The organism is Devosia sp. (assembly GCF_017307495.1).
Classification (GTDB): domain Bacteria; phylum Pseudomonadota; class Alphaproteobacteria; order Rhizobiales; family Devosiaceae; genus Devosia_A.
The window spans coordinates 1-24,413 of record NZ_JAFKHE010000026.1 but is presented as its reverse complement, the minus strand read 5'-3'; the positions used below and the strand labels follow the sequence as shown (position 1 = coordinate 24,413).

At 67.9% G+C, this 24,413-nt stretch carries 29 protein-coding genes; 21 read left to right on the top strand and 8 right to left on the bottom strand.

Going from position 1 to position 24,413, the window contains the following annotated elements; translation table 11 throughout:
- Positions 1-13: 13 nt before the first annotated feature.
- Together J0I99_RS16520 and J0I99_RS16515 are read right to left on the bottom strand one after the other, a co-directional pair.
- Positions 14-667, bottom strand: a complete 654-nt coding sequence (locus J0I99_RS16520; RefSeq protein WP_291393074.1) for an outer membrane beta-barrel protein — start codon at positions 665-667, stop codon at positions 14-16.
- A 244-nt stretch (positions 668-911) separates the two neighbouring features.
- Complete coding sequence (locus J0I99_RS16515; RefSeq protein WP_291398654.1) at positions 912-1,208, bottom strand: hypothetical protein; 297 nt, start codon at positions 1,206-1,208, stop codon at positions 912-914.
- 387 nt (positions 1,209-1,595) lie between these two features.
- On the opposite strand from J0I99_RS16515, the gene J0I99_RS16510 reads away from it, so the two are divergent.
- The 3 genes from J0I99_RS16510 to J0I99_RS16500 are packed head-to-tail and all read left to right on the top strand — an operon-like array spanning position 1,596 to position 5,022.
- Positions 1,596-3,374, top strand: a complete 1,779-nt coding sequence (locus J0I99_RS16510; RefSeq protein WP_291398653.1) for a PAS domain-containing sensor histidine kinase — start codon at positions 1,596-1,598, stop codon at positions 3,372-3,374.
- Positions 3,371-4,687, top strand: coding sequence for a peptidoglycan-binding protein (locus J0I99_RS16505; RefSeq protein ID WP_291398652.1), 1,317 nt, complete (start codon positions 3,371-3,373; stop codon positions 4,685-4,687). The genes J0I99_RS16510 and J0I99_RS16505 overlap by 4 nt, the downstream gene beginning before the upstream one ends.
- Positions 4,688-4,692: 5 nt before the next feature.
- The gene (locus J0I99_RS16500; protein WP_291398651.1) at positions 4,693-5,022 is read left to right on the top strand and encodes a DUF1491 family protein; all 330 of its coding nucleotides are present in this window, start codon (positions 4,693-4,695) and stop codon (positions 5,020-5,022) included.
- Positions 5,023-5,066: 44 nt separating this feature from the next.
- On the opposite strand, the gene J0I99_RS16495 is transcribed toward J0I99_RS16500, so the two are convergent.
- Positions 5,067-6,209 (bottom strand): DUF2336 domain-containing protein, encoded by a 1,143-nt coding sequence (locus J0I99_RS16495; RefSeq protein ID WP_291398650.1) that lies wholly within the window; start codon positions 6,207-6,209, stop codon positions 5,067-5,069.
- Between the two features lie 486 nt (positions 6,210-6,695).
- Here J0I99_RS16495 and J0I99_RS16490 point away from each other — a divergent pair, with 486 nt between their 5' ends.
- The gene (locus tag J0I99_RS16490) at positions 6,696-7,502 is read left to right on the top strand and encodes a hypothetical protein (protein ID WP_291398649.1); all 807 of its coding nucleotides are present in this window, start codon (positions 6,696-6,698) and stop codon (positions 7,500-7,502) included.
- A 6-nt stretch (positions 7,503-7,508) separates the two neighbouring features.
- Here J0I99_RS16490 and J0I99_RS16485 read toward each other — a convergent pair whose 3' ends face one another.
- Genes J0I99_RS16485 through J0I99_RS16475 form a run of 3 tightly spaced genes read right to left on the bottom strand, consistent with a single transcriptional unit; the run spans position 7,509 to position 10,810 of the window.
- On the bottom strand, positions 7,509-8,057 hold the full coding sequence (locus tag J0I99_RS16485; protein WP_291393367.1) for a hypothetical protein: 549 nt from the start codon (positions 8,055-8,057) through the stop codon (positions 7,509-7,511).
- Positions 8,054-8,632, bottom strand: coding sequence for a DUF1214 domain-containing protein (locus J0I99_RS16480; protein ID WP_291393368.1), 579 nt, complete (start codon positions 8,630-8,632; stop codon positions 8,054-8,056). Before J0I99_RS16480 ends, J0I99_RS16485 begins: the two co-directional genes overlap by 4 nt.
- 3 nt (positions 8,633-8,635) lie before the next feature.
- Entirely contained in the window at positions 8,636-10,810 is a 2,175-nt protein-coding gene (locus J0I99_RS16475; protein ID WP_291398648.1) for a transglycosylase domain-containing protein, read from the bottom strand.
- A gap of 150 nt (positions 10,811-10,960) precedes the next feature.
- On the opposite strand from J0I99_RS16475, the gene J0I99_RS16470 reads away from it, so the two are divergent.
- The 9 genes from J0I99_RS16470 (at position 10,961) to J0I99_RS16430 (ending at position 19,813) form a co-directional block, all read left to right on the top strand.
- Positions 10,961-11,416, top strand: coding sequence for a YcgN family cysteine cluster protein (locus J0I99_RS16470; protein WP_291393371.1), 456 nt, complete (start codon positions 10,961-10,963; stop codon positions 11,414-11,416).
- A 184-nt stretch (positions 11,417-11,600) separates the two neighbouring features.
- Positions 11,601-12,536: a hypothetical protein gene (locus tag J0I99_RS16465; protein ID WP_291398647.1), complete on the top strand. Its 936-nt coding sequence runs from the start codon at positions 11,601-11,603 to the stop codon at positions 12,534-12,536.
- Positions 12,533-13,327 carry a hypothetical protein gene (locus tag J0I99_RS16460; RefSeq protein ID WP_291398646.1) on the top strand — a complete coding sequence of 265 codons (795 nt, stop codon included), beginning with the start codon at positions 12,533-12,535 and terminating at the stop codon, positions 13,325-13,327. The genes J0I99_RS16465 and J0I99_RS16460 overlap by 4 nt, the downstream gene beginning before the upstream one ends.
- A gap of 421 nt (positions 13,328-13,748) precedes the next feature.
- Entirely contained in the window at positions 13,749-14,126 is a 378-nt protein-coding gene (locus tag J0I99_RS16455) for a DUF2147 domain-containing protein (RefSeq protein WP_291393376.1), read from the top strand.
- Positions 14,127-14,368: 242 nt separating this feature from the next.
- Positions 14,369-15,877 carry a globin-coupled sensor protein gene (locus J0I99_RS16450; protein ID WP_291398645.1) on the top strand — a complete coding sequence of 503 codons (1,509 nt, stop codon included), beginning with the start codon at positions 14,369-14,371 and terminating at the stop codon, positions 15,875-15,877.
- Between the two features lie 114 nt (positions 15,878-15,991).
- A complete protein-coding gene (locus tag J0I99_RS16445) occupies positions 15,992-16,402 on the top strand; it encodes a GNAT family N-acetyltransferase (RefSeq protein WP_291393380.1) in 411 nt (136 codons plus the stop codon).
- A gap of 491 nt (positions 16,403-16,893) precedes the next feature.
- Entirely contained in the window at positions 16,894-17,250 is a 357-nt protein-coding gene (locus tag J0I99_RS16440) for a hypothetical protein (protein ID WP_291398644.1), read from the top strand.
- Positions 17,237-18,478 carry a terminase family protein gene (locus tag J0I99_RS16435; RefSeq protein WP_291398643.1) on the top strand — a complete coding sequence of 414 codons (1,242 nt, stop codon included), beginning with the start codon at positions 17,237-17,239 and terminating at the stop codon, positions 18,476-18,478. Before J0I99_RS16440 ends, J0I99_RS16435 begins: the two co-directional genes overlap by 14 nt.
- A 186-nt stretch (positions 18,479-18,664) precedes the next feature.
- Positions 18,665-19,813: a phage portal protein gene (locus J0I99_RS16430; protein ID WP_291398642.1), complete on the top strand. Its 1,149-nt coding sequence runs from the start codon at positions 18,665-18,667 to the stop codon at positions 19,811-19,813.
- On the opposite strand, the gene J0I99_RS16425 is transcribed toward J0I99_RS16430, so the two are convergent.
- Both J0I99_RS16425 and J0I99_RS16420 read right to left on the bottom strand, forming a co-directional pair.
- Complete coding sequence (locus J0I99_RS16425; RefSeq protein ID WP_291398641.1) at positions 19,810-20,073, bottom strand: DUF2442 domain-containing protein; 264 nt, start codon at positions 20,071-20,073, stop codon at positions 19,810-19,812. The two genes, J0I99_RS16430 and J0I99_RS16425, sit on opposite strands and share 4 nt — an antisense overlap.
- Positions 20,054-20,290, bottom strand: a complete 237-nt coding sequence (locus tag J0I99_RS16420) for a DUF4160 domain-containing protein (RefSeq protein ID WP_291398640.1) — start codon at positions 20,288-20,290, stop codon at positions 20,054-20,056. Before J0I99_RS16420 ends, J0I99_RS16425 begins: the two co-directional genes overlap by 20 nt.
- A gap of 100 nt (positions 20,291-20,390) precedes the next feature.
- Between J0I99_RS16420 and J0I99_RS16415 the strand changes: the two genes are divergently transcribed.
- The 8 genes from J0I99_RS16415 to J0I99_RS16380 all read left to right on the top strand — a co-directional run.
- Complete coding sequence (locus tag J0I99_RS16415) at positions 20,391-20,579, top strand: hypothetical protein (protein ID WP_291398639.1); 189 nt, start codon at positions 20,391-20,393, stop codon at positions 20,577-20,579.
- Between the two features lie 4 nt (positions 20,580-20,583).
- A complete protein-coding gene (locus J0I99_RS16410) occupies positions 20,584-20,721 on the top strand; it encodes a hypothetical protein (RefSeq protein ID WP_291389990.1) in 138 nt (45 codons plus the stop codon).
- Positions 20,721-21,209: an HK97 family phage prohead protease gene (locus J0I99_RS16405; protein ID WP_291389989.1), complete on the top strand. Its 489-nt coding sequence runs from the start codon at positions 20,721-20,723 to the stop codon at positions 21,207-21,209. The genes J0I99_RS16410 and J0I99_RS16405 overlap by 1 nt, the downstream gene beginning before the upstream one ends.
- A 10-nt stretch (positions 21,210-21,219) precedes the next feature.
- Entirely contained in the window at positions 21,220-22,446 is a 1,227-nt protein-coding gene (locus J0I99_RS16400; RefSeq protein ID WP_291398638.1) for a phage major capsid protein, read from the top strand.
- 177 nt (positions 22,447-22,623) lie between these two features.
- Complete coding sequence (locus J0I99_RS16395) at positions 22,624-23,175, top strand: head-tail connector protein (protein ID WP_291398637.1); 552 nt, start codon at positions 22,624-22,626, stop codon at positions 23,173-23,175.
- Complete coding sequence (locus J0I99_RS16390) at positions 23,172-23,513, top strand: phage head closure protein (protein ID WP_291398636.1); 342 nt, start codon at positions 23,172-23,174, stop codon at positions 23,511-23,513. The genes J0I99_RS16395 and J0I99_RS16390 overlap by 4 nt, the downstream gene beginning before the upstream one ends.
- A 163-nt stretch (positions 23,514-23,676) precedes the next feature.
- Complete coding sequence (locus tag J0I99_RS16385) at positions 23,677-24,069, top strand: DUF3168 domain-containing protein (RefSeq protein ID WP_291398635.1); 393 nt, start codon at positions 23,677-23,679, stop codon at positions 24,067-24,069.
- 159 nt (positions 24,070-24,228) lie between these two features.
- On the top strand, positions 24,229-24,413 hold a 185-nt coding region (locus tag J0I99_RS16380), incomplete at its 3' end, for a phage major tail protein, TP901-1 family (RefSeq protein ID WP_291398634.1).

The window sequence follows — 24,413 nt, the reverse complement described above, 5'->3', positions numbered from 1 at the left end:
CAGGTGTTGGCAGTCAGAGCCGCCAGTTCAGGCCGACTGAAATCTGATGTGTCGTGAAGGCAGCATCATAAGGGCTGACCGGATCATCATCGGGATAGTATGGCCGCGGGCCGTAATCGCTGTAGCGATAGAGCAAGTCGACCGAGAGATTCTCGGTTGCCGCGTACTCCAATCCCGCGCCGGCAGTCCATCCGACATGCGTGTTGGCGCTCGGGCCGTACACGGAATCGGCAGTCGCGCCAGCGACGGCAAGGCCGGCGGTAAGATAAGGCAGGAACGCGCCGCCGTCGAACCCGAGCCGGCCGCGGAGCGAGCCGGTCCAGTCGACATCGAAGGAAGCTGTGCCGACTTCGAAGCCGGCATCGGTCCAGGCAACGTCACCCACCACCCCGGCGACGACACCATCCGTCACGACAAGATTCGCGCCCACGACGGCACCGAGCAACCCACCGGAGAAGTCGGTGGTGTAGATAGAGCCGCCCGTCTCCCAATAACTACCGGCGCTCCAACCCCCAAAAACACCGATGAACGGGCCAGACCAATCCCGCGAGACATCGACGATCCCGACCTCTTTGGGTTTGTCCATGATCAGGTCCGCCGAGAGGCTGGACGATGCGTACTGTGTGGCGACGATGCCAACCAGCAGGGCGACTGTAAGGCTCTTCACTTCTGCCTCCAATGGAAGGCCCGCATCCCATCAGGCCGGAAAGCGGGCGGCTCCTCGATGTCCCGCCACGAGCGGCGCCCCCAAGACGATCCGCGGTGGCCATAGTAGCTGGAGTTGGTGCGGCGGGAAGTGGGAACACGGGTCTTTTCAAGAATAGAAGTGAGCCGCAGTGCGGGGCAGCGCACTGCGGCTCGGGACCAGGGATCGTGCTGGAGCAGCGTCGGGGAAGTGACGCGAACCCTGGTTAGCCCATCCGGTCCGGGCGCGGTCGGGGGAGCGGGACCGGAATGTTCGAATTGTCCTGCATGGGCACGCCGATGGACGGGAGCTTGTTGCCGGCAAGCACGGTGAGCGCCGCCTTGCCGCCGGCGCATTCGAGGCTGGTGCAGTCGCCGGAGAGAATCTGCGCCACGATGGCCTTCTGGCCGGCCTCGAGCGCCTGCTGCGAGGCGTTGGCGACGTCCTTGCCCAGGTCGTGGTTCCTGGGCGCGATGATGAGAAACATCACCGTCAACCAGAATGCGGACCGCAGCAGGAACATCGAACACCTCTCCCGATCGGCAGACCCGCTGCCGTTGTCGAGGTGATCCTGGGCCCGGCCGCTTAAGTGCGATTTCGGGATTTCGATAAAATGCGATGCAAATTGCGCCGACCCGCCTTCTCCGGCAAGTGGTGAAGGCAAGCGGCCCCCGGTTTGGACCGGTTCGTCCAGATGCACGGCAACCGGCCTCCGGGCGCAACCAAACGTTTACGCTAACCCCAGAAAGCCCCGGCACAAGCCGGTGGATGGCGTGTGCAACGGCCCCCGGGCACCTTCCCCTTAAAGCGGCATTAGGCGTTGGAGTGGAAGCTTCGGCCAACAACAAGAAGGATGGCGGGGCGGTTGGTTCGAGTTATGCGTAGCCTCTGGTCATGGTTGAACGATGCCTTGCGCACCAGCCCGGTGCGCGGCGCCGGAGGCCGTCCTGACGTGCTCCGTCGCGAGGCTATCGCGACCAGCGCGCGCTGGATCCTGGTGGCCGGCCTCGTCGGCATGCCGGCCGCGCTGTATGCGCTCACCCAGCTTCTGTTGCTGCCCTTCGTGCTTGCCGTCATCGGCACCGCCGCCGGCGTGCTTGCGCTCGCGCTGTGCCAGCGCGGCCAGTACGAGCGGGCCGCGGCGGCCCAGGTCTATGCCACGCTGCTGGCCGGCCTGCTGCTGACCGTCGTCGACCCGGCCATCGCCGATTTCGGGCTCGCCGTCGCCGTGCTCGCACCCGTCCACGCGTCGCTGCTGACGCGAACCCCGGTCAAGAAGCGGGCCTGGGCCATCCTCGTCGTCGTGGTGGCCTGCGGCGTGCTGGCCCACCTGGGCGTGCTGGCCTGGCCCGAGACGTTCGGTTTTGCCTACGCGCTGATCGCCGGCGCGGTGTTCACGGTCACCGCGGTGATCGTCGCCCTGTCGGCCAACCGGCTGAACAGCGTGTTCGAGGTCTACGAGAAGGCCCAGATCAACGCCTTCCGCCATCTGATCGAGCATGTACAGGATGCGGTGATGCGTTTTGCCGGCGACGGCACCGTGCTGTTCACCTCGCGCTCGGCCGAAAAGCTGTTCGGCTGCCGGCGGTTCGAGCTGAGCGGCAACGGCCTCGTCGAGCGCATCCATGTGATGGACCGGCCGGCCTACCTCACTGCCTTCGCCGAGGCCAACCAGGACGGGCAGACGCGCCGCGTCGAGATTCGCATGCGCCGCGACGAGCCGGGCCCGTCGGCAGCGCCGCCGCGCTTCGTCTGGGTCGAGGCGTCGCTGACCCCCGTGATCGACGAGGATGATCCGGGCACCCGCAACGAAGTCGTCGTGCTGCTGCGCGATGTCACCGAGCGGCACGACTACATGAACGAGCTGCAGCGCGCCCGGAAGATCGCCGAGGAGGCCTCGAGCGCCAAGTCGCGCTTCCTGGCCACCATCGGGCACGAGTTGCGCACGCCGCTCAACGCCATTGTCGGCTTCTCCGAGATGATGACCTCGGGCGTGGTGGGCGAACTCAGCCCGCAGCACCAGGAATACGCCACGCTCATCCAGCAGAGCGGCCATCACCTGATCGAGGTGGTCAAGATGCTGCTCGACATGAGCCGGCTCGAGGCCGGCAGGTTCGAGCTGACCACCGAGCCGATCGCCCCCGAGTCGCTGGTCGAGCCGTGCCTCAAGATGGTCGATGCCATGGCGCGCGAGAAATCGGTGCGGCTGATGACCGATATTCCGCGCAGCCTGCCCCTGCTGATCGCCGACGAACGCGCCTGCCGGCAGATTCTCATCAACCTGCTGTCGAACGCAGTGAAGTTCTCCAACGAGCACTCGGTGGTGACCCTCGCCATGAAGCGGCAGGGCCGGCACTTGGCCATCTCGGTGGCCGACCATGGCATCGGCATGGGCGAGGAATCGGTGCAGCGCATCGGCGAGCCGTTCTTCCAGGCCCAGGATGGACTGGCCCGGCGCTACGAAGGCACGGGGCTCGGGCTCTCGATCGTCAAGGGCCTCGTCGAACTGCATGACGGGACGCTGCATGCGTCGTCGTCGCCCGGGGAGGGGACAGTGATGACTGTCCTGCTGCCGATAAACGGTCCGGAAACCAAGGTGGGGGAAACTGGCGCCGTCACGCCCCTTCATCGGGACCCGGTCACGCAGCATATGCCCCAATGGCACGACGAAAGAAAAAGAGCTCTATGACGGCAGCAACTCTTGCGCACCTGCCCCTGCAGGTCGGCGGCGTCGCTTTGGCCCAGGCGGGCCGCGTGGCGCTCTGGGTCGTACAGCGCTACATGCGCGCACCCCTCACCAATTCGGCGATCGCGGCACTGGTCGTGACTTCGGCCATGGCCGGTTCCAACGCGCTGTTCGGCCAGCGCCACGAGCATCCGGCGCCCCTGTTCGCGCCGGTCGAGAACGTCACCACCGGCTCGATCGATTCGGAGCTGGTGATTCCGAAGACCCGGCCCAAGACCTTCACGGTCAGCGCCCCGGCCAAGATCGCGGCGGTGGACGATGCGCCTGCGCCGGCGAGCACCGGCGAGCCGGTGGGCAACAAGGACGTGTTCGAGATCCAGCGCAAGCTCGAGCAGATGCAACTGTTCTCCGGTACGGTCGACGGCTACTACGGCCCGCGCACCGCCCAGGCGATCCGCAAGTTCGAGGAGCAAAGCGGGCTGAAGCCGACCGGGGAACTCACCCGCGAGACCATCGGCCTGATCCTGGCGGCACCGCTGGCCGCGACGAGGCCCGCCCAGCCGGTTGCGCCTATCGTCGCGCCCAAGGCCGTGCCCGAGGCCGACGCACTGCCCGCCGTCACGCTGCCCAAGGCCGAGGCGGCTCCGGTCGAGCAGGAGCTGATGCCCGCCAGGGCGCAGCAGCCGCTTGCCGCGAACGTGAAGCCGTTGGTGCCCGACGCTGCGACGAGCCTCAAGGCGGCAGCCAGGACCACGACGGCCAAGCTGCTCGGCCGCCCGGTGCCTGCGACGCCCGGGCAGGCGCTCGAGATGGCTGCCGATACGGCGGGCGACGCCATCAATACGATCATCGACGGCGTACAGTCGGTGGCGATGAACGCCCCGCCCAGGCAGCCGTTCGCCGCCGAGGACAGGGTCGCGAGCACCGCCGAACCAGCTGCGCCGGTCGCGCTTGTTCCCAACTCGGTGTCGGCCAGGGCCCAGCAGGTTGCCGCACTGCCCGACAACCCGCAGGTCGGCGTGCCCTTGAAGATCGAGGAAGAGGCACCCAAGCCCGGTGAGTCGATCGCAGTGCTCGACACCGATGCGACACCCGACCAGGTGAAGCCGGTGTCGGTGACCGATCCGGTGGTGGTCGCCAAGGTGCAGCGCGGGCTCGCGAGCCTCGGCTTCCTGCATGGTCCGGCTGACGGCGTGGCCGGCGAAGCCACCGCCAAGGCGATCCGCAACTTCGAGGTCTATTTCAACTACAAGGTGACCGGCCAGATCACGCCGGAGCTGCTCGACTTGCTCGTCGACAGCGGAGCTGTCATCTAGCGGGCATGTTCCGCACCGACCTGTGGGTCTCGGCCTTCGTGCGCCGCCACAACGACATCGGCCACCTGTGCGTGGTGACGCGCCGCGGCGACCCGCTCGCCGGGCAGATCTTCGTCGAGGTCGATCACCTCAACGGCGAGGTGTCGCTCTATACGCCCGCTCCGGCGACCAGTCGCATGGACGAGACGGAAGCACGGCTGTTCCAACTGCGCTTCGACCATGTCGAGCCGGGCAAGGTCAGCGAACGCATCGCGCGGGAGCAGGACTTCGACCCGGACCTGTGGGTGGTTACGCTGGAGATGCGGAGCGGGGACCTGGGGCTGGAGATCGTCTAGCCGCCCACGGCGGTGGCCAGCCGGTGACTTGGCCAGAGGCGGGACTAACTCGCCCTTGCTCCGATGCGGGCTAGGGCTTCGATCGCCTGGTCGACGACGGGGTCGCGCTCGCGCGTCTGCGGCGGCGGCACGCGGCGGCGGTCGGGATCGAACGGCTTGTATTCGGGCTTGGTCAGCTCGAGCAGGTTCACCTCGCCGCGCCAGGCGCTCATCAGGAACGCGGTGGCATCTACGCTGACCGTCTCGAACAGGCTGGAGAACTGCGCCAGTGCCTTCGAGCGGTCCTCGTCATGCGAGGTGGCGTGGATCAGGACCTTGAGGCCTTCGTGGGCGCTGCAGCCGAAGGCGCGCAGGACCACGAACAAGGCCGCGCCCGACGTGTCGTGCGCGATCTGTCCGCAGCGCACTTCGTCGAGGCCGGTGATCTGATGCAGGAGGCGGGTGACCTCGGGTCGGCGGTTCTCCGAGAACAGCTTCATCAGCGCCCGCGTCAGTTCGCCGGTGGCGACCGAAAGCTGCTCGAGCGTGCGCTTGATCGGGGCGGCTGGCGTCTCGCGCCTGGCGAAGGCGTTGATCACCTTGATGCGGTCGGGCTCGCCCAGATCGAAGAAGGCGGGAGCAAGCAGCGCGGCATCGAAATCCTCGCGCGCCGCGAGCGACCAGGCGACCTGGTGATCCATCTGGGCAGAGCGGGCGAGGGCGCTGAGATAGGGGCCGCGCGGCATGATCGCGGTGTTGGTGGCGAGTGCCCGGTAGACCTTGCGGCTGTTCATCTGGAACAGCCGGCCAAGCACCGCGTTCGACAGGTCGCCGCGGCGGGCCAGCGCGGCGCCGAGGGTAACGTCGCCGGCCGACAGCACCTTGAGCATGGTGGCTTCCGACAGGCGGGGAGCGGACACCAGGTAGTCGGGCAGGTCGTCGCCGAGGTGGCGTACGACGAGTTCCTCGAGTTCGGGCGACAGGTCCTCGGACCGGCCGAGAGTCGCTGCCGCCTTGGCGCGGGCCGTCGGCGACGCGGAGGGGAACAGGCGCTGCGCCAGCGCCACGAACTGTTCCATTTCGGCACTGGTCGGCCGACCGCGCCGCGCGAAGGCGTCGCAGGCTGCACACAGCAGCGTATTCGTCCGGTCGACGCCGCCCGTCTCGATGAGCAGCTGGAACGTCTCGTAAGGCTGGAAACCGATCATAATTCGCCCTGCAAGGCCCGGGAGATTCGGGCCTCAACCACAGGTTCGACTATTTCCGGAAATCGTTAGCGAACTGTTAACCTTGACGAACTCTTAATGGCCGCTGTCGGGACAATGCGTCGCCCCCGATTTGCCGGCGGATGGGCCCCGGCAATGTTCGCCCACCCGCCGGAGGCAAGGTTGGGAAAGCTGGTTCAACTCCCCAAGCGCCGACGCATCTCGAAAGCGCGCTCCCAATCGGCGGGCCCGGGCGAAATCGTGCTGTTCACGGGCGTACGCTACGAGCGCCAGGATTCACCGGACAAACCGGTTGGCGCCGCCAGCGGTGGCAAGCGCCGCCGTGGCTAGGCCGAGATCGGTGAGATGCCGCACCAGCCCCTCACCCCGGCCCTCTCCCCAAAGGGGAGAGGGCGCGATGCGGCACGGCCGGTGGTTCGGGCGTTCCCTCTCCCCTATGGGGAGAGGGCTAGGGTGAGGGGAAGTCCGGTGCGCCTGTTGACGTTCATCATGGCCATCGCTGCTGTGCCGGCTCTGCTGTCGCTCTCCGTATCCGGGCATGAGCTCGGCGATTTCGGCCGGGTGAAGCCGGGCGTGGTCAACGACGAGCTGATCCCCCAGCTCGATCGCTGGGGCCGAAAGCTCGCGGGCCAGCCGGTGTCGGACTTCAACATCACCGACCAGGAACGGGAGATGCACGATCGCATCTATCGCTTCCTCATCGCGCGCCACGTCAAGGACTGGGCCTTCGACTACGAGCAGATCGTGATGGTCGCCGGCCGGTCGAGCACGCGCCCGGGACGGGACGACCTCTACTACCGGTGGCTGACGCGCGAGCCCTATGCGTCCTCGCGGGTGCGCTACAACACCATCAGCGACGATGTCGGGGCCGACGTACTTTCGATGCCCTCGACCTTCGCCGCCATCTGCGCTGTCATCGTGGTCGACCGCCAGCGCGCCGTCGCAGCCGGGGAACTCGACGACGTCGAGGCGAGCATGATCGTGCAGATGCGGACGCGGAAAGCCGAGAACGACCTCTATGTCGCCCGCTTCGTCCGGGCGCTGCGCTATCGCTACGAGTCCTACAGCTATGCGCTCGACCACTTCCTCGTCGAGACGCCGCACGCCGAAGCGGTGACGGTCGACGGCCGGCTCAGCGACTACGCGATCTGGCTGGACCGGGCCGAGGCAGGCGATTTCTGTGTCGAGGGCGACGGATCGTGGCGCGATCAGACCGAGGCGCTACCCGGCCGCGTGCTGCTCGATGCGCCCAGCGAAGGCGAATACCGCAAGTAGGCCAGCCTAGGTCGGGATGTTCCCGCACCGGAGGCCGGCGAGGGCCTTCTCGTAGCGCGCGCGCATTTCGGGATGCGGCGGCGCGAGGCGCACCACGACGACGAGGTCGTCTTCCTGGGCCTCCACGATCAGCAGGCCTTCGGCCACGTCGAGCTTCTGCTCGGCGAGGAGACGGGTCTGGGCCGGGTTGAACAGGCCCAGGTCGAGCAGCGTGCCGATGCCATCGCGATTGGTGGTGGAATAGATGATGGTGCCGTTGCGGCCATAGACGGCGATGGACCAGAACGCCTGCGGCAGGGTGCCGCTGACCGTTCCCGGGCCGTTCCTGAGGTCGATCTTGCACACCGCATAGGCGAGTTCCGGATCGAGCCGCAGCGGGTTCGGGGCGCCGGCCCTGGCGGCCGGCAGCACGATTGCGGCCTTGTCGGCGCCCAGCGCCGAGACGCGGTCCCAGGCTGCGGTGGCCGACAGCATGGGCAGGCTGAGGATGACCACGATATGGATGATGCCGCCCAGCACGACGCCGGCGAGGATCCAGAGCGCGCTGCGGATCATGCGCAGGCCTCCCGGATGATGGCGGGGAGGGCCGCGACTTCCGAGCCGACGCCCGAGAGGCTGGAGGTGTCGTAGAGGCTGAGCACGAGGTTGAACGGACCTTCGCCGGTGATCTCGAGCCAGTTCTGCGGCGCGAGCGTCCTGGACACGTAAAGCGCCGCCGAGCCATCGCCGGCGCGGCTGAGGCGGGCGCTGTGGAAATCGGCAGGACCGTCAGGCCGCGTGATCGGCGCCCCGTCTTCGGGGGAGACGGGGACCAGCGTCCAGAACCGGGCCGCGGGCGTCTTGCCGTCGATCCGGTATCGGCAGTTGCGGTCCAGCCGGCGGTTGTCGCTGTCGATGGTGGCGACGAACTGGATGCCTTCGGTGGCGCCGAGCTCGAGGGCGCCGGAGCGGGCGATGAAGGCGCGGGTATAGGGGTCGGGCGACGGCACGCCGACATTCTTCCAGGCCTGCCAGGGGCCGATCTGGATGGCGCCGAACATGCGGCCGTCGCTCAGCGCGTACCAGCTGAGGCCGAAGCCGAGGACCAGCGCGACCGCCAGCATCGCTCCGAGGTGAAGGAGAAAACGCAAGGGCTAGAGGCTCTTGGCTGGTGTGGCGGGGGCAGGGGCGACGGCGAGGGAGGCTTCGCTGGACGAGCCGCCCAGGGCGGATTTCAGCATGTCGGCGACCGCGAGCAGCTTGTCGGCGGCGCCGGGCTTGAGGCCGGGCGGACGCTCGACGGCGGGCAGGGCGGGCTGGCCCTCGGCGGGCGCGGCATTGGCAATGACGAATGGAGCGGGCTGGAAGTCGACCCCTTCCACCGGCTTTATCTCGATGTTCGTATGGGCATAGGCCATGAACTTCTGCCAGGCTGTGGTGGGCAGCGTGCCGCCGGTCAACTTGTTGGTCGCCTGGTAGTCGTCGTTGCCGAACCAGACCGCCGCGACGTAGTTGCCGGTGAAGCCGCAGAACCAGGCGTCGCGGTAGGACGAGGTGGTGCCGGTCTTGCCCACGGCGGGCACGCCATCGATCAGCGCGCGGCGGCCGGTGCCGTTCTCGACCACGGCGCGCATCATGCGATTCATGTACCGGACCGTCTGGTCGGAGACGACCCGCTCGCGATTGGCGTCGGGCTCGGCCTCGAAGATCGGATCCCCGCGCAGCGTGGTGATGCGGGTGATGCCGAAGGCGGGGGTCTTGTAGCCGTGGTTAGCGAACACCGCGTAGGACGAGGCCATGTCGATGACGCTGACCGAGGCGGCGCCGAGCGCCAGCGAGCGGGTGACCGGGAAATCGTTGGTGAGCCCGATCTTGTGCGCGAAGTCGGCGATCGGCTGGCGGCCGGTCTTGATCGAGAGGTTGACCGGCACCGTGTTGATCGACTGCTGGAACGCCGAGATCAGGCTGATCCGGCCGACCGAGTTGCGCGAGTAGTTCTGCGGGCACCAGTTGCCGATGCACTGCGTCGCACCCGAGACGATGGTGTCCGGATCGTATTCCGGGATCATCTCGAAGGCGGTGGCGTAGTCGAACAGCTTGAAGGCCGACCCGGGCTGGCGGTTGGGAACGATGGCGCGGTTGAACTGGCTCTTGCCGTAGTCCATGCCGCCCACCATGGCCCGGATGGCGCCGTTGGGCTCGAGCACCACCATGGCGGCCTGCGAGACCTTGTAGGCCTCGCCCTGCTCGCGCACCACCGAGGTCACCGCATCCTCGGCGTAGGATTGCAGCACCGGGTCGACCGTGGTGCGCACGACGTAGGTGTTCGAGGTCGAGCCGGAGGCCTCGATGATCGCCTTGGCCTGGTCGAAGGCATAGTCGAGGAAATAGTTGGGCGAGTTCGCCTCGGCCGACCGGTCGATCGGCGTGGCCGGATTGCGCCGCGCGGCGGTGACCTGCCCCTCGGTCAGAAAGCCGGCATCGACGAGGTTGCTGAGCACGAGGTTGGCCCGGGCGCGCGCCGCCGCGATGTCGACGTGCGGCGCATACTTGGTCGGCGCCTTGAACAGGCCGGCCAGCATCGCCGCCTCGGCGAGGTTCACGTCGGTGATCTTCTTGCCGAAATAGAACTCGGCCGCCGCCGCGGCGCCGAAATTGCCGCCGCCCATGTAGGCGCGGTCGAAATAGAGCTTGAGGATCTCGTCCTTGCTGTAGTGCCACTCCAGCCAGACGGCGAGGAAGGCTTCCTTGATTTTGCGCTCGAGCGTGCGCTCGGAGGAAAGGAACAGGTTCTTGGCGAGCTGCTGGGTGATGGACGAGCCGCCCTGGGTCGAATTCTCGCCCTGGGCGTTCGACATCAGCGCGCGCAGCGTGCCGATCGGGTCGATGCCCCAGTGGTCGTAGAAGCGCCGGTCCTCGGTGGCGAGCGCCGCCTTGACAAAATAGTCCGGCAGCTTGTCGAGCGGATAGGAATCGTCCGAGCGGATGCCGCGCCGGCCGATCTCGTTGCCGTAGCGATCGAGGAAGGTGACGGCGATGTCCTCGGCCTTGTTGAAATGGCCGGTCGCGGTGGCATCGAATGCCGGCAGCGCCAGTCCGGCCATCAGCACGCAGCCGATGGCGAAGAAGCTCAGTCCGTCGGACAGGATTTCGACGAACAGGCGCCTGATACCGTAGACACGGAAGCGCGAGAAGAAATCCTGCATGTTGGTGTAGCCGCGGCCCAGCGACTGGAAGAAGTCGTAGAGCGCCGAGTCGAGCCAGGCATCCGCCGCCAGCATGCGGGTCTTCTTGCGCCGCTTTTCCTTGTGGTAGAACGGATCCTGCACCGAAAACTCCGCCCCCGTGCCGGCAAGCGCCCGCGGGGCGCTGGCTTTGACCTTGAATCTCCCCAATTCGGAGTGCATTGGCAAGGCAGTCGCTCGAATATGATCACAGTGCCGTTTGCGCAAGCGCATTGAGGCCGCACGGGAAATCGCATGCCCTTCTGGGAAGAAAAGACGCTCGAGGAAATGACGGCAGCCGAGTGGGAGTCGCTCTGCGACGGCTGCGGGCGCTGCTGCCTGATGAAGCTCGAGGACGAGGATACCGGCGACATCTACGTCTCCGATGTGCGCTGCCGCCTGCTCGACGGCGAAAGCTGCCGGTGCACCGACTATCCCAACCGGCTCAAGGTCGTGCCCGACTGCATCAAGCTGACGCCCGAGAACGTGCGCACCATCGAGTGGATCCCGGTGACCTGCGCCTACCGCCGCATTGCCGAGGGCAAGGGCCTGGCCTGGTGGCATCCGCTGGTTTCGGGCGATCCCGACACGGTGGTCGCCGTGGGTGTTTCGGTGCGGGGACGCACGGTGCCGGAGCAATCGGTGAAGCCGGGCGAGTGGGAAGAGCACGTCGCGGACTGGCCCAACTGGGAACCGCCCGAGGAGATCTAGAGCATTTCCCTGTCTGCCTGAAACGCTGCCGCTTTCCCACCTGTGTGGGGGCAGCAGCGTGCCTTTCGGCGATGACCGCGGCTCAATTCGGCCGTGAAACGTACGGGGCGGGGTGGTGTTTGTCCGAATGGCGCCGGTAGAGGCTCCTCGCGTACCCTGAGCCGGACGATGCGGAGGCTCGGCCATGGGCGAGGAACCGGACGCGGACAACGGCGCTGCCCCCGGCGGCGTGAACCCGGCGGAGCAGGGCGGCACCCCTGCCGAGGGCGGCGCAACCGACGCGCGGGTCGACGCGCTCCAGGCCAAGATCGACCAGTTGCAGGCGGGCCTCGCCGCGCGCGCCGATCCGGCGCCGCAGGACCCGCACCCGGCAGGGCGCATCGGAACGGCCGTGCTCGCCCTCAACGCCTTCATGTCGAGCGGCTGGTTCTTCATGCTGGTCGGCATAGCGCTGCTCTGGGCCGCCTACGGCACCATGGGGGAAACGCACACGTCCTTCACCTTCGTCCTGGTGGTCGTCGGCATCGCGATCCTGCTCTACGGCACCGGCACCCAGAGCGCCGGCGAGGCGGCGAGCGACAAGGTGAAGATCTATCTCGCCGGAGGCGCGGGCGTGCTGGCGTTCCTCGTCGGCTACGGGATCGTGGAGAAATCGCCGGCCATTAAGGCGGCGTTCCAGGTCGAGAAGAAGTACTTCCGCTATGTCGTGGCAGGGGCAGACGACGGCGTGACCGACCTTTCGAACTACGTCGCCCTGGCCGACATCAACGGCGACCAGGTGCCGGCCATGCGCCGGGGCAACTACATCGAGGTCCTCGTGCCGTATTTCGACAAGCTGCTGGACGGCAAGGGTCCCGTGACCATCAGCGGCCGGCTCCTGCTGTATCGCGTGAGCGACGTGCAAAAGCAGATGGCCACCAAGAGGGAACCGATCGCGATCACCATCGAACCGGGCACGAACTGGGTCGTCGAGGACGGGAGTTACGACTTCCCGCGTTATAGCGGCTCGGCCCTGGTCTCGGTCCGCATGCCTGAAAACCTCGATTCCTCGGGGTCCGACCTGGCCCAGTTGCCAGATGCGGCGACGCTGCCGCCTGCCATGAACGGGGTTCCGCAATGAGGCGCGCCTTGCTTGCCCTGGCCGCAACCGGCTGCCTGCTGGCGCCTGCCACGGCGCAGGATGCTCCGCCTTCCAGCGACGCGAAGGGATGTGATCCGTTCAACGAAGCGGTGTTTGCATCGCCCGCCGCCGTGCCCGATGCCCTGCTGGCCGCCCCGCAGGCGACCGATTGCCTGATGGGGACGCTGGCGACGCTGAGCCAGCGCAACGCCGGCGCCCAGCTCTCGCCCGCGGACCAGGGCGCACTGGTGCGCGCCAGCGGCGCCCTCGACAAGCTGATCGCCGGGGGAGGCATGGACGCGATCAACCGCATGCGGGCGGTCGACAGCGTCGGGATTGTCGACCTGCTGTCGTGGGGCGCGACCAGCGCGGACTACGACACCCGCGCCAATGCCACGAACCTGCTCACCAACATCATCGACAACACGACCGTCTGCGTGGTGATGGACCACCTGGCCGACCCCACGCTGACCACCACGGACGATGGCATCAAGGGGCGCGCCAACCTGCTGGCGACCGTGTCGGTGGTGGCGCCGTGGGCGACCAAGTCGAACTACCAGAACATGTGGGCACTCAGCGCCTTCCTGGGCAAGCAGGTCGATGCGGGCAGCGCCCCGACGACGCAGAAGCTGCTGCAGAACTTCGGCGCCCGGCTGGCTTTCCAGAACTCCCTGCCGCCGAGCAAGGCGAACAAGAACTTCGAAAGCCCCGGGCTGCTGCAGAGCTGCCAGGACTACACGCCGCGCTGGGCGACCTCCGGCGATTTCGTGCTGCAATACCCGCGGCAATAGGTCATTCACGGCCATCTGAATGCGCCGCCCGCCCGGCGTGACGGTCCGCGGCCAGCCGGGCCAATTTCGGCCCCAGCCAGGCTGATGGGGCACGGGCGCCGCCGGCGCGATCGCCCCGGTTCAAGCAAGCAGGGAATGGGCCTGAAGCGGCCGCCGTCGCACGGCGTGGCCCGGTCACAGACTCGTGATCCGAACTTTATCCCCGGCTGGCGCGTTCGGGCAGGGCGAGAATGTGGCGAACTGAATGCAGGCTGAACAAGGGGATGGCAAGTATGTCAGCCTGGTTGCCATATCGGGGCCCGCGGCCGGCCACATAGATGAACGGCAGCTGAACGACGCCTTTATTCAAGATTCAGCCAAAGTCCCCATCTATCCGGCCAACACACGACCGACCCGTACTGTTTTCCGGAGACGCATGACAATGCACCTCGCGACCAAAATTGCTTCCGCCGTGCTTGCGACCATGCTCGCTACGGCACCCGTATACGCCGTTGCTGCCGACCCCACTGGCACCTGGCAGGCCGATGACGGCAAGAGCCGCTACAAGGTCACCAGTTGCGGCGACCACGCCCTGTGCGCACGCCTGATCTGGCTACGCGACAAGAATGACGTGAACAGGCAGTACCTGAACCAGGTCATCGTACAGGGCACGCAGTCCGCCGAGAACAAGTGGACCGGCACCGTCAAGCATGCCGGGGACGTCTATTCCGGTACGATGATCATGACCGGCAAGGACAGCCTCAAGGTGAATGGCTGCCAAGGCGTGTTCTGCCAGACCGTCAATCTCAGCCGCGTCTAAGGCGCTGCTTGGCATAGGCAGCCCCCAAGAACTGCCGAACTCCGAGGCCCGCGTCTCCGCCGACGCGGGCCTTTTTTGCGCGCACGCCGCGGCACCGGCGAGCGGCCGGTGGCGCGCACCGACCCCCGACGCCGGATAAGGCGCCGCGGTGAGGTTTCCTTAAGCATGCGCCGCGTAAATCGGTGGTAACGTCGATCATGAGGCCGGGAGCGCCACGTCGACGCGCTAAACCGGGGCCAATATTGACCAAATTCGCCGACACCACTTCCGAGCTGCAGGAGCGGCTCGATTTCGTTCGCTTCGACGAGGCTGCCCTCGCCGAGCTGCGCTCGCTCAGACCGGTGGTCGAGCGGCACCTGCCGGACGCCCTGGCGGCGTTCTACGACCGGCTGGCACAGGTGCCCGAGATGATGGCCATGTTCTCGGGGCGGCCGCAGATGGACCGCGCCTCGGACAAGCAGATCGGCCACTGGCAGGCCATCGCCAGGGGGCAGCTCGACGCGGACTACCTGGCCTCCTCGCGCAAGGTCGGCGAGCGCCATGCCCGCATCGGGCTCGAGCCGCGCTGGTACATGGGCGGCTACGGGCTGATCCTCGAGCACCTGCTGACCGGGGTGCTGGCCGAGGAGCTGGCCCCGGCGGCGCCGACGCGCAGGCTGTTCGCCAAGCCGGCGCCGCAGGTCGATGCGGCGGCGCTGTCGCGCAAGGTCTCGGCCCTGGTGAAGGCGGTGCTGCTCGACATGGAACTGGCGGTGACGGTGTATTTCGACCGGCTCACAGAGGCGGCGGCGGAGCGTGACCGGCTGGCCTCAGAGCGCATCCGGCATGCGGTGGCGGCGGCCGGCGACGTGCTCAAGAGCCTTGCCGAAGGCGACCTGACGGCGCGCATCACCGTGGACCTGGACGACGAGTTCGAGGCAATCCGGCACGACACCAATGCCGTGGCCGACCGGCTGGAGCAGATCATCACCCAGCTGCGCGGCACCTCCGGCTCGCTGCGCACGGCGACCGCCGATATCCTGGCCGGCGCCAACGACCTCTCCGACCGCGCCACGCGGCAGGCCGCCACCATCGAGCAGACCTCGGCGGCGATGGAGCAGCTGATGGGCACGGTGTCGGCCAATGTCGAGAGCGCGCGCGCCGCGACCGGCAGCGCCCGCGCCATGTCGGAGACGGCGGAGGCCGGAACGCACGTGATGACGCGCGCCAACGAGGCGATGGAGCGGATCACGACGTCGTCGGACAAGATCGCCAAGATCATCGGGCTGATCGACGACATCGCCTTCCAGACCAACCTGCTGGCGCTCAACGCCTCGGTCGAGGCAGCGCGCGCCGGCGAGGCCGGCAAGGGCTTCGCCGTCGTCGCCGTGGAAGTGCGACGCCTGGCGCAGAGCGCGGCGACCGCCTCGAGCGACATCAAGGCGCTGATCGAGCAATCCGGCCGCGACGTCAGCGACGGCACGGCGCTGGTCGCCGAGGCGACCGGCAAGCTCGGCGCCATCCTCAAGTCGGTGCGCGAGAACGAGTTGCTGCTCGAGCAGATCGCCACCGCCAGCGCCTCGCAGGGCGAGGGCATCGCCGAGATCACCGTCGCGGTGCGGCAGATGGACGAGATGACCCAGCACAACGCCGCGCTGGTCGAACAGATCAACGGCGCCCTCAGCCAGACCGAACAGCAGGCCGCCGAACTCGACATGGTGGTGGACGTGTTCACCGTCTCGGAGGACGGCGCGGTGCGACGGGCAGCGTGAGCTGGGGAGGTTCGGTCCGGGGCTCCCGTCCTCGCAGGGCCTCGGCTATGCCTGTGCCGGGCTGGCGAGTCCCGAAGATGAGAGCGGAGCCGCGCTTCGCCCAAGGAGAGTGACGTGACGGACTATCGGCTCAACGCGCGCATCCCCACCGTCGAGGAGTTCTGCGAGCTGCGGGCGCGCAACGGGCTTTCGCCCAAGACGGCGGAGGCGGCGGCGCGCGGGCTGCCCAATTCCATCCATGCCGTGGTGATCGAGCACGAGGGCCGGGCGATCGGCATGGGCCGGGTGATCGGCGACGGCGGCACGGTCTACCAGATCACCGACATCGCGGTGATGGCGGAACATCGCGGCCGGGGGCTGGGCAAGCGCATCGTTGCGGCACTGGTCGACTGGCTCAAGGCGAACGCGCCGAAATCGGCCTATGTGAGCCTCATCGCCGACGGGCCGGCCAAGGACCTCTACGCGCAGTATGGGTTCAAGGAAACGGCGCCGGAATCGGTCGGCATGGCGATGTGGATCGTGTGAGGACGCGGGCGCTGGTAGGGAGATCGCTGGGTCCCCGGGTCTGCGCCCGGGGATGACGGTGGATGGGGAAGGTACGGACGCGGCCATGGGTACTGTTGCCATGGCGGCGAGAAGCCGTGATCCGCGGGCGGCGCGGGTGGAGAAATGGGTCCCTGCTTGCGCAGGGATGACAACCGCGCAGACTCATTAGTTGAGTGAAATCAACGCGTTGTAATTTTCTTTGCTGCCTCGATCCCCGCGTGACGGCGGTCTGGTATTGTTTGGCTACGGTCGGAGAAGTGGGGCTGAAGTTGCCCCTGCCGCCGGGCGGCTGCGTTCGCAAAGACGCGGCCACTGACAACCTGACAGCAAGCGACGGATGGAGCCAGGACACCGGGTGTTCGGGGCGCTTTCTCTTGTTGCGGAGAGACGGCGGGAGGACGACGCGCTTGCACGACGAGGGACAGCTTCGTGACTGGGCGGCCATCCGACGTGACGTCGAGATAGGCGACATGACCTACAACGCCATCTGTCGGCGCCATCGCGTGTCGCGCGGAGAGCTGCTCCGGCGCATTCGTGACAATCGCTGGTCGGTGGCCGAGCGCGACGATCTGGCGAGCCGGCGGATCATGATCGACGGGCTGTTCTGGGCGCTGGAGCGCCAGATCGACAAACTCGGGGAGGCGGACTTGGGCGAGGATGTGAGCAGGGAGGCGACGGTGCTGCACCGGCTCGCCACGACGCTGGAGAAGTTGATCGAGATCGATGGGCGGGCAACCGGCCGAAAGCTCAACGCCCGCGAGAGTCGCGAGATGACCGAACTGAGGACGAAGATCGCTGAGCGGCTCGACGAACTTGGGATTCGCTAGGCAACTGATCGCGTCCATTTCGGACGACGAGTTCGAGTGGTTCCGGCAACACTGGCGCCTGCTCGGACGTCGCAGCCAGAAGCCGCCAGCCGGAGACTGGACGACCTGGCTGCTGATCGGCGGGCGCGGGTCGGGGAAAACCCGCGCCGGGGCGGAGTGGGTGAGACAGCTGGCGGCTGAAGGCGTCGCGCCAATCGCGCTGGTGAGCGAGACAATCACCGAGGCCGTCAGCGTCATGGTGAGGGGGCCGAGCGGCATCCTTGCGGTCTCCAGGGAGGAGGAGCGTCCGATCCTCAGGGACAACATGCTGATCTGGACAACGGGGGCCGAGGCGTTGCTCCTCGGAGCTTCGGACCCGGATCGGTTTCGGGGCCCGCAGTTTGCAGCTGCCTGGTGCGATGAGTTGGGCAAGTGGCCGCACGCGGAAGCCGCCTGGGACATGCTGCAATTCGGACTGCGGCTGGGCGAGCGCCCGCGACAACTGGTGACGACGACGCCGCGACCGACCAAGCTGCTCAAGCGCCTGATGGCGGAGCCGGGCACGGTGACCGTGCGGATGACCACCCGAGAGAATGAGCGCTGGCTCGCCAGCGCCTTCCTGAAGGCGATCGTCGCCCGCTACGAGCATACCGTGCTCGGTCGGCAGGAGCTCGAGGGCGAACTGATCGAGGATCGGCCGGATGCGTTGTGGCGGCGCGAGATGTTCCGGCGCGACGAGGGGGCGGAACTGGGGCGGATCGTGGTGGCTGTCGATCCGCCGGCGACGGGGCGCAAGAGTTCGGATGCCTGCGGCATCGTCGTGGCCGGGCGGAGCGGGAACGGGGCGGTGGTACTGGCCGACATGAGCTTCGGGCCGGCGCGGCCCGAGCAATGGGCGCGGGCCGCCGTGGCGGCGTTCCACGAATTCGGCGCCGACTGCATCGTGGCCGAGACCAACCAGGGCGGCGACATGGTGAAGGCCATGATCGCCCAGCAGGATGCCGACGTGCCGGTGCGCGGCGTGCATGCCAGCCGCGGCAAGTGGGTCCGGGCCGAGCCGGTGGCGGCACTCTATGCCAACGGGCGCGTGGTGCACCGCGACGGGCTCACGGCGCTCGAGGACGAGATGTGCGCGTTCGGCGCGGACGGGATGGCGGACGGACACTCGCCGGACCGCGTGGATGCGCTGGTGTGGGCGCTGACCGAACTGATGCTGGGCGGCGGAGAGCCGCGGGTGCGGGGGATTTGAGGGCGCGGTGGCCGGCACCCCTCACCCGTCTCGGCCCCGGCTTTCGCCGAGGCCGATCCACCCTCTCCCCGACGGGGAGAGGAACAGGGGTGACCACCGCGGCGGCGGTATTCTTCTCCCCGTCGGGGAGAAGGTGGCGCGTAGCGCCGGATGAGGGGTTGGCGCCCCAATGCTTGAGGGACAACGATGCCCAACTGGTTCGCCCGCCTTGGCGGGTTGATGTCGGCTGCCGAGCGTAAGTCGGGCGGGCCGCAGAGTCTGATGACGTTGACGCAGCTGGGCGAGGCGAGCTGGAGCCGGCGGGGGTTCGTGAGCCTCGCCAATGCCGGCTTCGTGCGCAACCCGGTGGTGCATCGCTGCGTGCGGATGATCGCCGAGGCGGCGACGCGCGTGCCGCTGGTGGCCGAGGAGGGCGGCAGGCGGCAGAGCGAGCATCCGGTGCTGCGGCTGCTGGCGCGGCCGAATGCGCGGCAATCGGGGAGCGAGCTGCTCGAGGGCGTCTATGCCTACCTGCAGACGGCGGGCAACGCCTACCTGGCGGCGACGCTGATCGAGGGCGAGGTGCGTGAGTTGTATGCGCTGCGGCCGGACCGGGTGCGCGTCGTGCCGGGGCGCGACGGCTATCCGGCGGCCTATGGCTATACGGCGGGCGGGCGGACGCAGGAGCTGAAGCTCGACAGCAAGCCGGTGGCGGCGGTGCTGCACATGGCGCTGTTCCATCCGCTCGACGACCACTACGGGCTCGCTCCGCTCGAGGCGGCGGCGCAGAGCCTCGATATCCACAATGCGGCGGCCGAGTGGAACAAGGCGCTGCTCGACAATGCCGCCCGGCCGAGCGGGGCGCTGGTCTATTCGGGCGGTTCGGGCACGCTGACCGAGGCGCAGTTCACGCGGCTGAAGACGGAGCTGGAGCAGGGCTTTTCGGGCGCACGCAACGCCGGGCGGCCGCTGGTGCTGGAGGGCGGGCTCGACTGGAAGGCGATGGCGCTGACCCCGGCCGAGATGGACTTCATGGAACTGAAGCATGCGGCGGCGCGCGAGATCGCGCTGGCTTTCGGGGTGCCGCCCATGCTGCTGGGGATACCGGGCGACAATACCTACGCCAACTACGCCGAGGCCAACCGGGCCTTCTGGCGCGGCACGGTGGTGCCGCTGGTGCGGCGGGTGGCCGACGACCTGGGCTTCTGGCTGGCGCCCGGGTTCGGCGGCGTGACGCTCGTGCCCGATCTCGACGGGGTCGAGGCGCTGGCCGAGGATCGCGCGGCGCTGTGGGCGCGCGTGGGCGGCGCGGATTTCCTCAGCGACGAGGAGAAACGGGCGATGCTGGGGGTCTAGGCGGCGCGCTTGCTGCGGCCGCGACCAGCAAGCAGGCCGAGAACGGAAATATCTTCGTCGAGGTCGGGCCAGTGAATGCCTTCGCCGTGGCCGATGAAGCGCCAGTTGAGGCGGGCCGCGGGTGAGCCGTCGCGGAGGCGGGGGAACCACGCCAGGGGAACCGAGAGTTCGCGGCCGTCGTCTAGCGTCACCTGCAGCATGGTGGCCGAGAACGAAACTTCGGTCGCAAGCGGCTCGGTATCAATCGTCAAGGTGCTCATGCCAGGCCTTCAGGAACAGGTCTCGATGTTCGAGGACAAGGGCGCGGACCTCTCCGAGCTCGTGTGCCTTGAAGCGCCTGGATGATGCCACCTCGACGGGCTCAAGCCAATACTTGGCAAGCTTGTCGCCCCATTCCACGTGGATGTGCGGCGGTTCGTCGTTCTCGCGGCTGTAAAAATAGAAGCGGTACCCGGCGGTTCTAAGGACTGTCGGCATCATCGTCTCCACTGCGACTGCCGAGTTTCACTAAGCACGAGATCCGTGCCTGGCAGGGCTGCTGACAACTTATCCAAGACTATTTTCTGTGGAGTCGACCATGGACGAGCTCACCAAATCGGTCGTGACGCGGGGGGATCTGGCGCATCTGGCGCTGTTCCTGTGGGCGAGCGGCGCGACGGGGCTGTTGGCATGGAGCCTCAAGGAGCTGGTGGCTGCCAATCGCCGCTTCAACGACTTCGTCAAGGAGATCGCGACGTTGAATCAGTTGTTCCGGAACAGGGAATAAGCCGATGGGGGACAAGCAGGTTTCCAAGGACCGCCAGGTGGCGGGCGAGGTCTTCCGGCAGTTTGCCTGGAACCTTGCGGGCACGCTGGCCAAGCCCGCGCGGCGGCCGAGCCGGCCGAGGCCGGCGGGGGGCAAGCGCTGATGCAGGCGATCCCCATCGACGAGCGCGGGCGCTTTGCCGGCTATGCCAGCGTGTTCGAGCGGGCCGACGAGGCCGGCGACCTGGTGATGCCGGGCGCCTTCGCCAAGTCGCTGGCACGGCGCGGGGCGCACCAACTGAGGATGCTATTCCAGCACGACCCCAAGGAGCCGGTGGGCACCTGGGAGGTGGCGCGCGAGGACGGCTATGGCCTGTGGGTCGAGGGCCGGCTGGTGCCGGGCGTGCCGCGCGCCGATGCCTTGCGGCGCCTGATCGAAAGGCGCGCCATCGACGGACTGTCGATCGGCTTTCGCACCGAGCGGGCGACGCGCGAGGCGCGCGGCGGCTTGCGCCGGCTGTGGCAGATCGACCTGTGGGAGATCTCGATCGTGACGTTTCCGATGCTGGCCGATGCCCGCATCGCGCCGGGCGGAGCAGGGGCTCCCACCGGCCGGTCGCTGCGTGCGGCCATTTCGCTCCTGAAGCAATAGAGGACCACCGATGACCGATCTGACCGAACGTCTTGAGAACAAGGCGTCGACGGCGGCTGCCCCGGATTCCGAGGCGACGCTGGGCGAGCTGATGAGCGCCTTCGAGGAGTTCAAGCGTACCAATGACGGGCGCCTGAAGGAGCTCGAGAAGCGCGGGGCCGCCGATGCGCTGACCGAGGACAAGCTCGGCCGGCTCAACCAGGCGCTCGACGGCGCCAAGGCGGCGATGGACCGGCTGGCGCTCGAGCGCGCCCGCCCGGCGCTGGAAGCCGGCCGGCCGGAGCAGGGCGACGAGTACAAGGACGCATTCTCGGCCTATGTGAAGCGCGGCGAGGAGAAGGCGCTGTCGATCGGCTCGAACGCTGATGGCGGCTACCTCGTGCCGACCGAGACCGAGACGGAAATCCTCAGGCGCCTCGCGGCGGTGTCGCCGATCCGCGCCATCGCCTCGGTGCGCAATGTCAGCTCCTCGGTCTATCGCAAGCCGGTGACGCTGACCGGCCCGGCCGTCGGCTGGGTGGCCGAGACCGCGGCGCGGCCGCAGACCACGAGCCAGACCATCGACGCCATCGATTTTGCGACTGCCGAGCTCTATGCCATGCCGGCCGCGACCTCGGCCTTCCTCGACGATGCCGCGGTGGATGTCGGCCAGTGGATCGCCGACGAGGTGAACACCGCCTTCGCCGAGCAGGAGACGGCCGCCTTCGTTTCGGGCAACGGCACCAACAAGCCCAAGGGCTTCCTTGCCGAGGCGCAAGTGGCCGAAGCCAGCTGGGCCTGGGACAAGATCGGCTATCTCGCCACCGGCGTTTCGGGCGACTGGCCGGCGGGCGACGAGAGCGACGTGCTGGTCGACCTCGTCTATGCGCTCAAGGCCGGCTACCGGCAGAACGCCAGCTGGGTGATGAACCGCAAGACGCAAGGTTCGGTGCGCAAGCTCAAGGACGCCGAGGGCAACTACCTGTGGTCGCCCGGCGCGGCGGCGGGGGCGAAGGCGACACTGATGGGCTTCGAACTGGTCGAGGCCGAGGACATGCCCGATATCGGCGCCGGGACGACGCCGATCGCCTTCGGCGATTTCCGGCGCGGCTACCTGGTGGTCGACCGCATGGGCGTGAACGTGCTGCGCGACCCCTACTCGGCCAAGCCGTATGTGCTGTTCTACACGACCAAGCGCGTCGGCGGCGGGGTGCAGGACTTCGACGCGATCAAGCTGCTGAAGTTCAGCGCGAGCTGAGGGCAGGCATCGGGGTTGAAACCCCTCACCCGTCCCGGCTTTGCCGGTCCACCCTCTCCCCGACGGGCAGAGGAACAGAAGTGATCACCGATACTGAGGTATTCTTCTCCCCGTCGGGGAGAAGGTGGCGCGTAGCGCCGGATGAGGGGTCTTTCTCTTCTGTTTCAAGGACATCCGATGATTTCCTACCTTCTCGCGGGAGCCGCGGAGGAGCCGGTTTCGCTTGCCGAGGCGAAGGCCTTCCTCAGGCTCGATGCCGATGCCGAGGATGGGCTGGTGACGACGCTGATTGCGGCGGCACGGCTGCATGTCGAGGCGGTGACCGGGCGGGCGCTCGTCACCCAGAGCTGGCGGCTGGTGCTCGATGCCTGGCCGGCGGACGGCACGGTGACGGTGCCGGTGTCCCCGCTGATCGCCGTTGCGGCGATCCGCGTCTTCGACGAGCAGGACGACGAGCACGAGGTCGCGCTCGACGGGCTGCAGGTCGAGCCGGGGCGGGTGCTGCTGCCGGATCCGGCCGTGCTGCCGGTGCTGCGCCGACGCCTGGCGGTCGAGATCGACTATGACGCCGGCTACGGCGAGCCGGCCGCGGTGCCGGCGGACCTCAAGCGGGCGCTGCTGGCGCTGGTGGCGCATTGGTTCGAACAGCGCGATGTCGCGGTGGCCGAGGCGGTGGCGCCGGCCGGGTTCGACCGGCTGGTGGCCGGCTACCGGCAGGTGCGGCTGTGAGCGAGGCGGCGCCGGCGCTGGGCAGCCTGACCGACCGCGTAAGCTTCCAGCGCCGAGAAACCACCGGCGAGGACGAGGGCGGGCATGCGGTGTTCTTCGTGCCCGTGACCTCGCTCTGGGCCCGGGTGCGGGCGCTGAGTGCGCGGCAGGTGAATGACGCCGACGCGCGCGGCATGGCAGTCTCGCACAGCGTCGTGGTGCGGTACCGGACCGACGTGAAGGCCGGCGACCGCTTCGGCTATCGCGGGCGCTGGCTGAGCGTGGTGTCGGCCAGTGATCTGAACGGGCGGCGCGGGTGGCTGAGCTGCGCCTGCGTGGAGACGGGGGTGGTGGGATGACGCGATCGAGTTGGCGGCTACCCCCACCCACCGGCTTCGCCGGTCCCCCCTCCCCACGAGGGGGAGGGAAACGAAAGAACCGAAGCATGCAGTCGGGTCTCCCTCCCCTTGATGGGGAGGGGGAACCACGCGAAGCGTGGTGGGTGGGGTGGAGCCACGCGCCATGACCCATCCAATTGTCTTGCTGCAGAATGGGCTTGTCGCCGCGCTGCGCGATGACCCGGGCCTTGCCGGCGTCGGCATCTTCGATGCGCCGCCGCAAGCGGCCGTGCCGCCCTATGTGGCGATTGCCCGGCACGACCTGCTGTCGCGCGACGGCGATCTGGCGCCAGGGCACGAGCATCGCGTGACGCTGCATGTCTGGGCCGGGCAGCCGAGCCGGAGGGCGGCGCTGGCGATAGCCGAGCGGGTGCTGGCGGCGGCCGAGGTTCTTACCGCAGCAGGGCTCGTGGTGACCCATGTGCAGCACGAGCGCACCGACACGGCGATCGACGCCGAGACCGGGCAGGCCCGGGCGGCGGTGGCGCTGCGGTTCTACTCGGAGCCGGTGGCTTGACCCCTCACCCGTCTCGGCCTTCGGCCGATCCACCCTCTCCCCGACGGGGAGAGGAACACGCTGTGGCCCGATCGGGGCACCCTCTGTTCTTCTCCCCGTCGGGGAGAAGGTGGCGCGAAGCGCCGGATGAGGGGTTTCACACACCGACAGGAGAAACCCATGGCTGCGCAGAGCGGCAAGGACATGCTGTTGAAGCTCGACCAGAGCGGGTCGGGGAGTTTTGTCACCGTGGCGGGGCTGCGGTCGCGGAGCCTGGCGTTCAATGCGGCCTCGATCGACGTGACCGATGCCGAGAGCGCCGGGCGCTGGCGCGAGCTGTTGGCCGGCGGCGGGATCAAGCGGGC

Bases quoted from the DNA above. Each gene is read 5' to 3' on its own strand.
- J0I99_RS16485 (WP_291393367.1), bottom strand. From the start codon at position 8,057: ATGATCCGCAGCGCGCTCTGGATCCTCGCCGGCGTCGTGCTGGGCGGC.
- J0I99_RS16500 (WP_291398651.1), top strand. From the start codon at position 4,693: ATGTTCCGCACCGACCTGTGGGTCTCGGCCTTCGTGCGCCGCCACAAC.
- J0I99_RS16430 (WP_291398642.1), top strand. From the start codon at position 18,665: ATGCCCAACTGGTTCGCCCGCCTTGGCGGGTTGATGTCGGCTGCCGAG.
- J0I99_RS16385 (WP_291398635.1), top strand. From the start codon at position 23,677: ATGACCCATCCAATTGTCTTGCTGCAGAATGGGCTTGTCGCCGCGCTG.
- J0I99_RS16405 (WP_291389989.1), top strand. From the start codon at position 20,721: ATGCAGGCGATCCCCATCGACGAGCGCGGGCGCTTTGCCGGCTATGCC.
- J0I99_RS16515 (WP_291398654.1), bottom strand. From the start codon at position 1,208: ATGTTCCTGCTGCGGTCCGCATTCTGGTTGACGGTGATGTTTCTCATC.
- J0I99_RS16470 (WP_291393371.1), top strand. From the start codon at position 10,961: ATGCCCTTCTGGGAAGAAAAGACGCTCGAGGAAATGACGGCAGCCGAG.
- J0I99_RS16455 (WP_291393376.1), top strand. From the start codon at position 13,749: ATGCACCTCGCGACCAAAATTGCTTCCGCCGTGCTTGCGACCATGCTC.
- J0I99_RS16415 (WP_291398639.1), top strand. From the start codon at position 20,391: ATGGACGAGCTCACCAAATCGGTCGTGACGCGGGGGGATCTGGCGCAT.
- J0I99_RS16420 (WP_291398640.1), bottom strand. From the start codon at position 20,290: ATGCCGACAGTCCTTAGAACCGCCGGGTACCGCTTCTATTTTTACAGC.
- J0I99_RS16400 (WP_291398638.1), top strand. From the start codon at position 21,220: ATGACCGATCTGACCGAACGTCTTGAGAACAAGGCGTCGACGGCGGCT.
- J0I99_RS16505 (WP_291398652.1), top strand. From the start codon at position 3,371: ATGACGGCAGCAACTCTTGCGCACCTGCCCCTGCAGGTCGGCGGCGTC.
- J0I99_RS16495 (WP_291398650.1), bottom strand. From the start codon at position 6,209: ATGATCGGTTTCCAGCCTTACGAGACGTTCCAGCTGCTCATCGAGACG.
- J0I99_RS16440 (WP_291398644.1), top strand. From the start codon at position 16,894: ATGACCTACAACGCCATCTGTCGGCGCCATCGCGTGTCGCGCGGAGAG.
- J0I99_RS16465 (WP_291398647.1), top strand. From the start codon at position 11,601: ATGGGCGAGGAACCGGACGCGGACAACGGCGCTGCCCCCGGCGGCGTG.
- J0I99_RS16460 (WP_291398646.1), top strand. From the start codon at position 12,533: ATGAGGCGCGCCTTGCTTGCCCTGGCCGCAACCGGCTGCCTGCTGGCG.
- J0I99_RS16425 (WP_291398641.1), bottom strand. From the start codon at position 20,073: ATGAGCACCTTGACGATTGATACCGAGCCGCTTGCGACCGAAGTTTCG.
- J0I99_RS16395 (WP_291398637.1), top strand. From the start codon at position 22,624: ATGATTTCCTACCTTCTCGCGGGAGCCGCGGAGGAGCCGGTTTCGCTT.
- J0I99_RS16410 (WP_291389990.1), top strand. From the start codon at position 20,584: ATGGGGGACAAGCAGGTTTCCAAGGACCGCCAGGTGGCGGGCGAGGTC.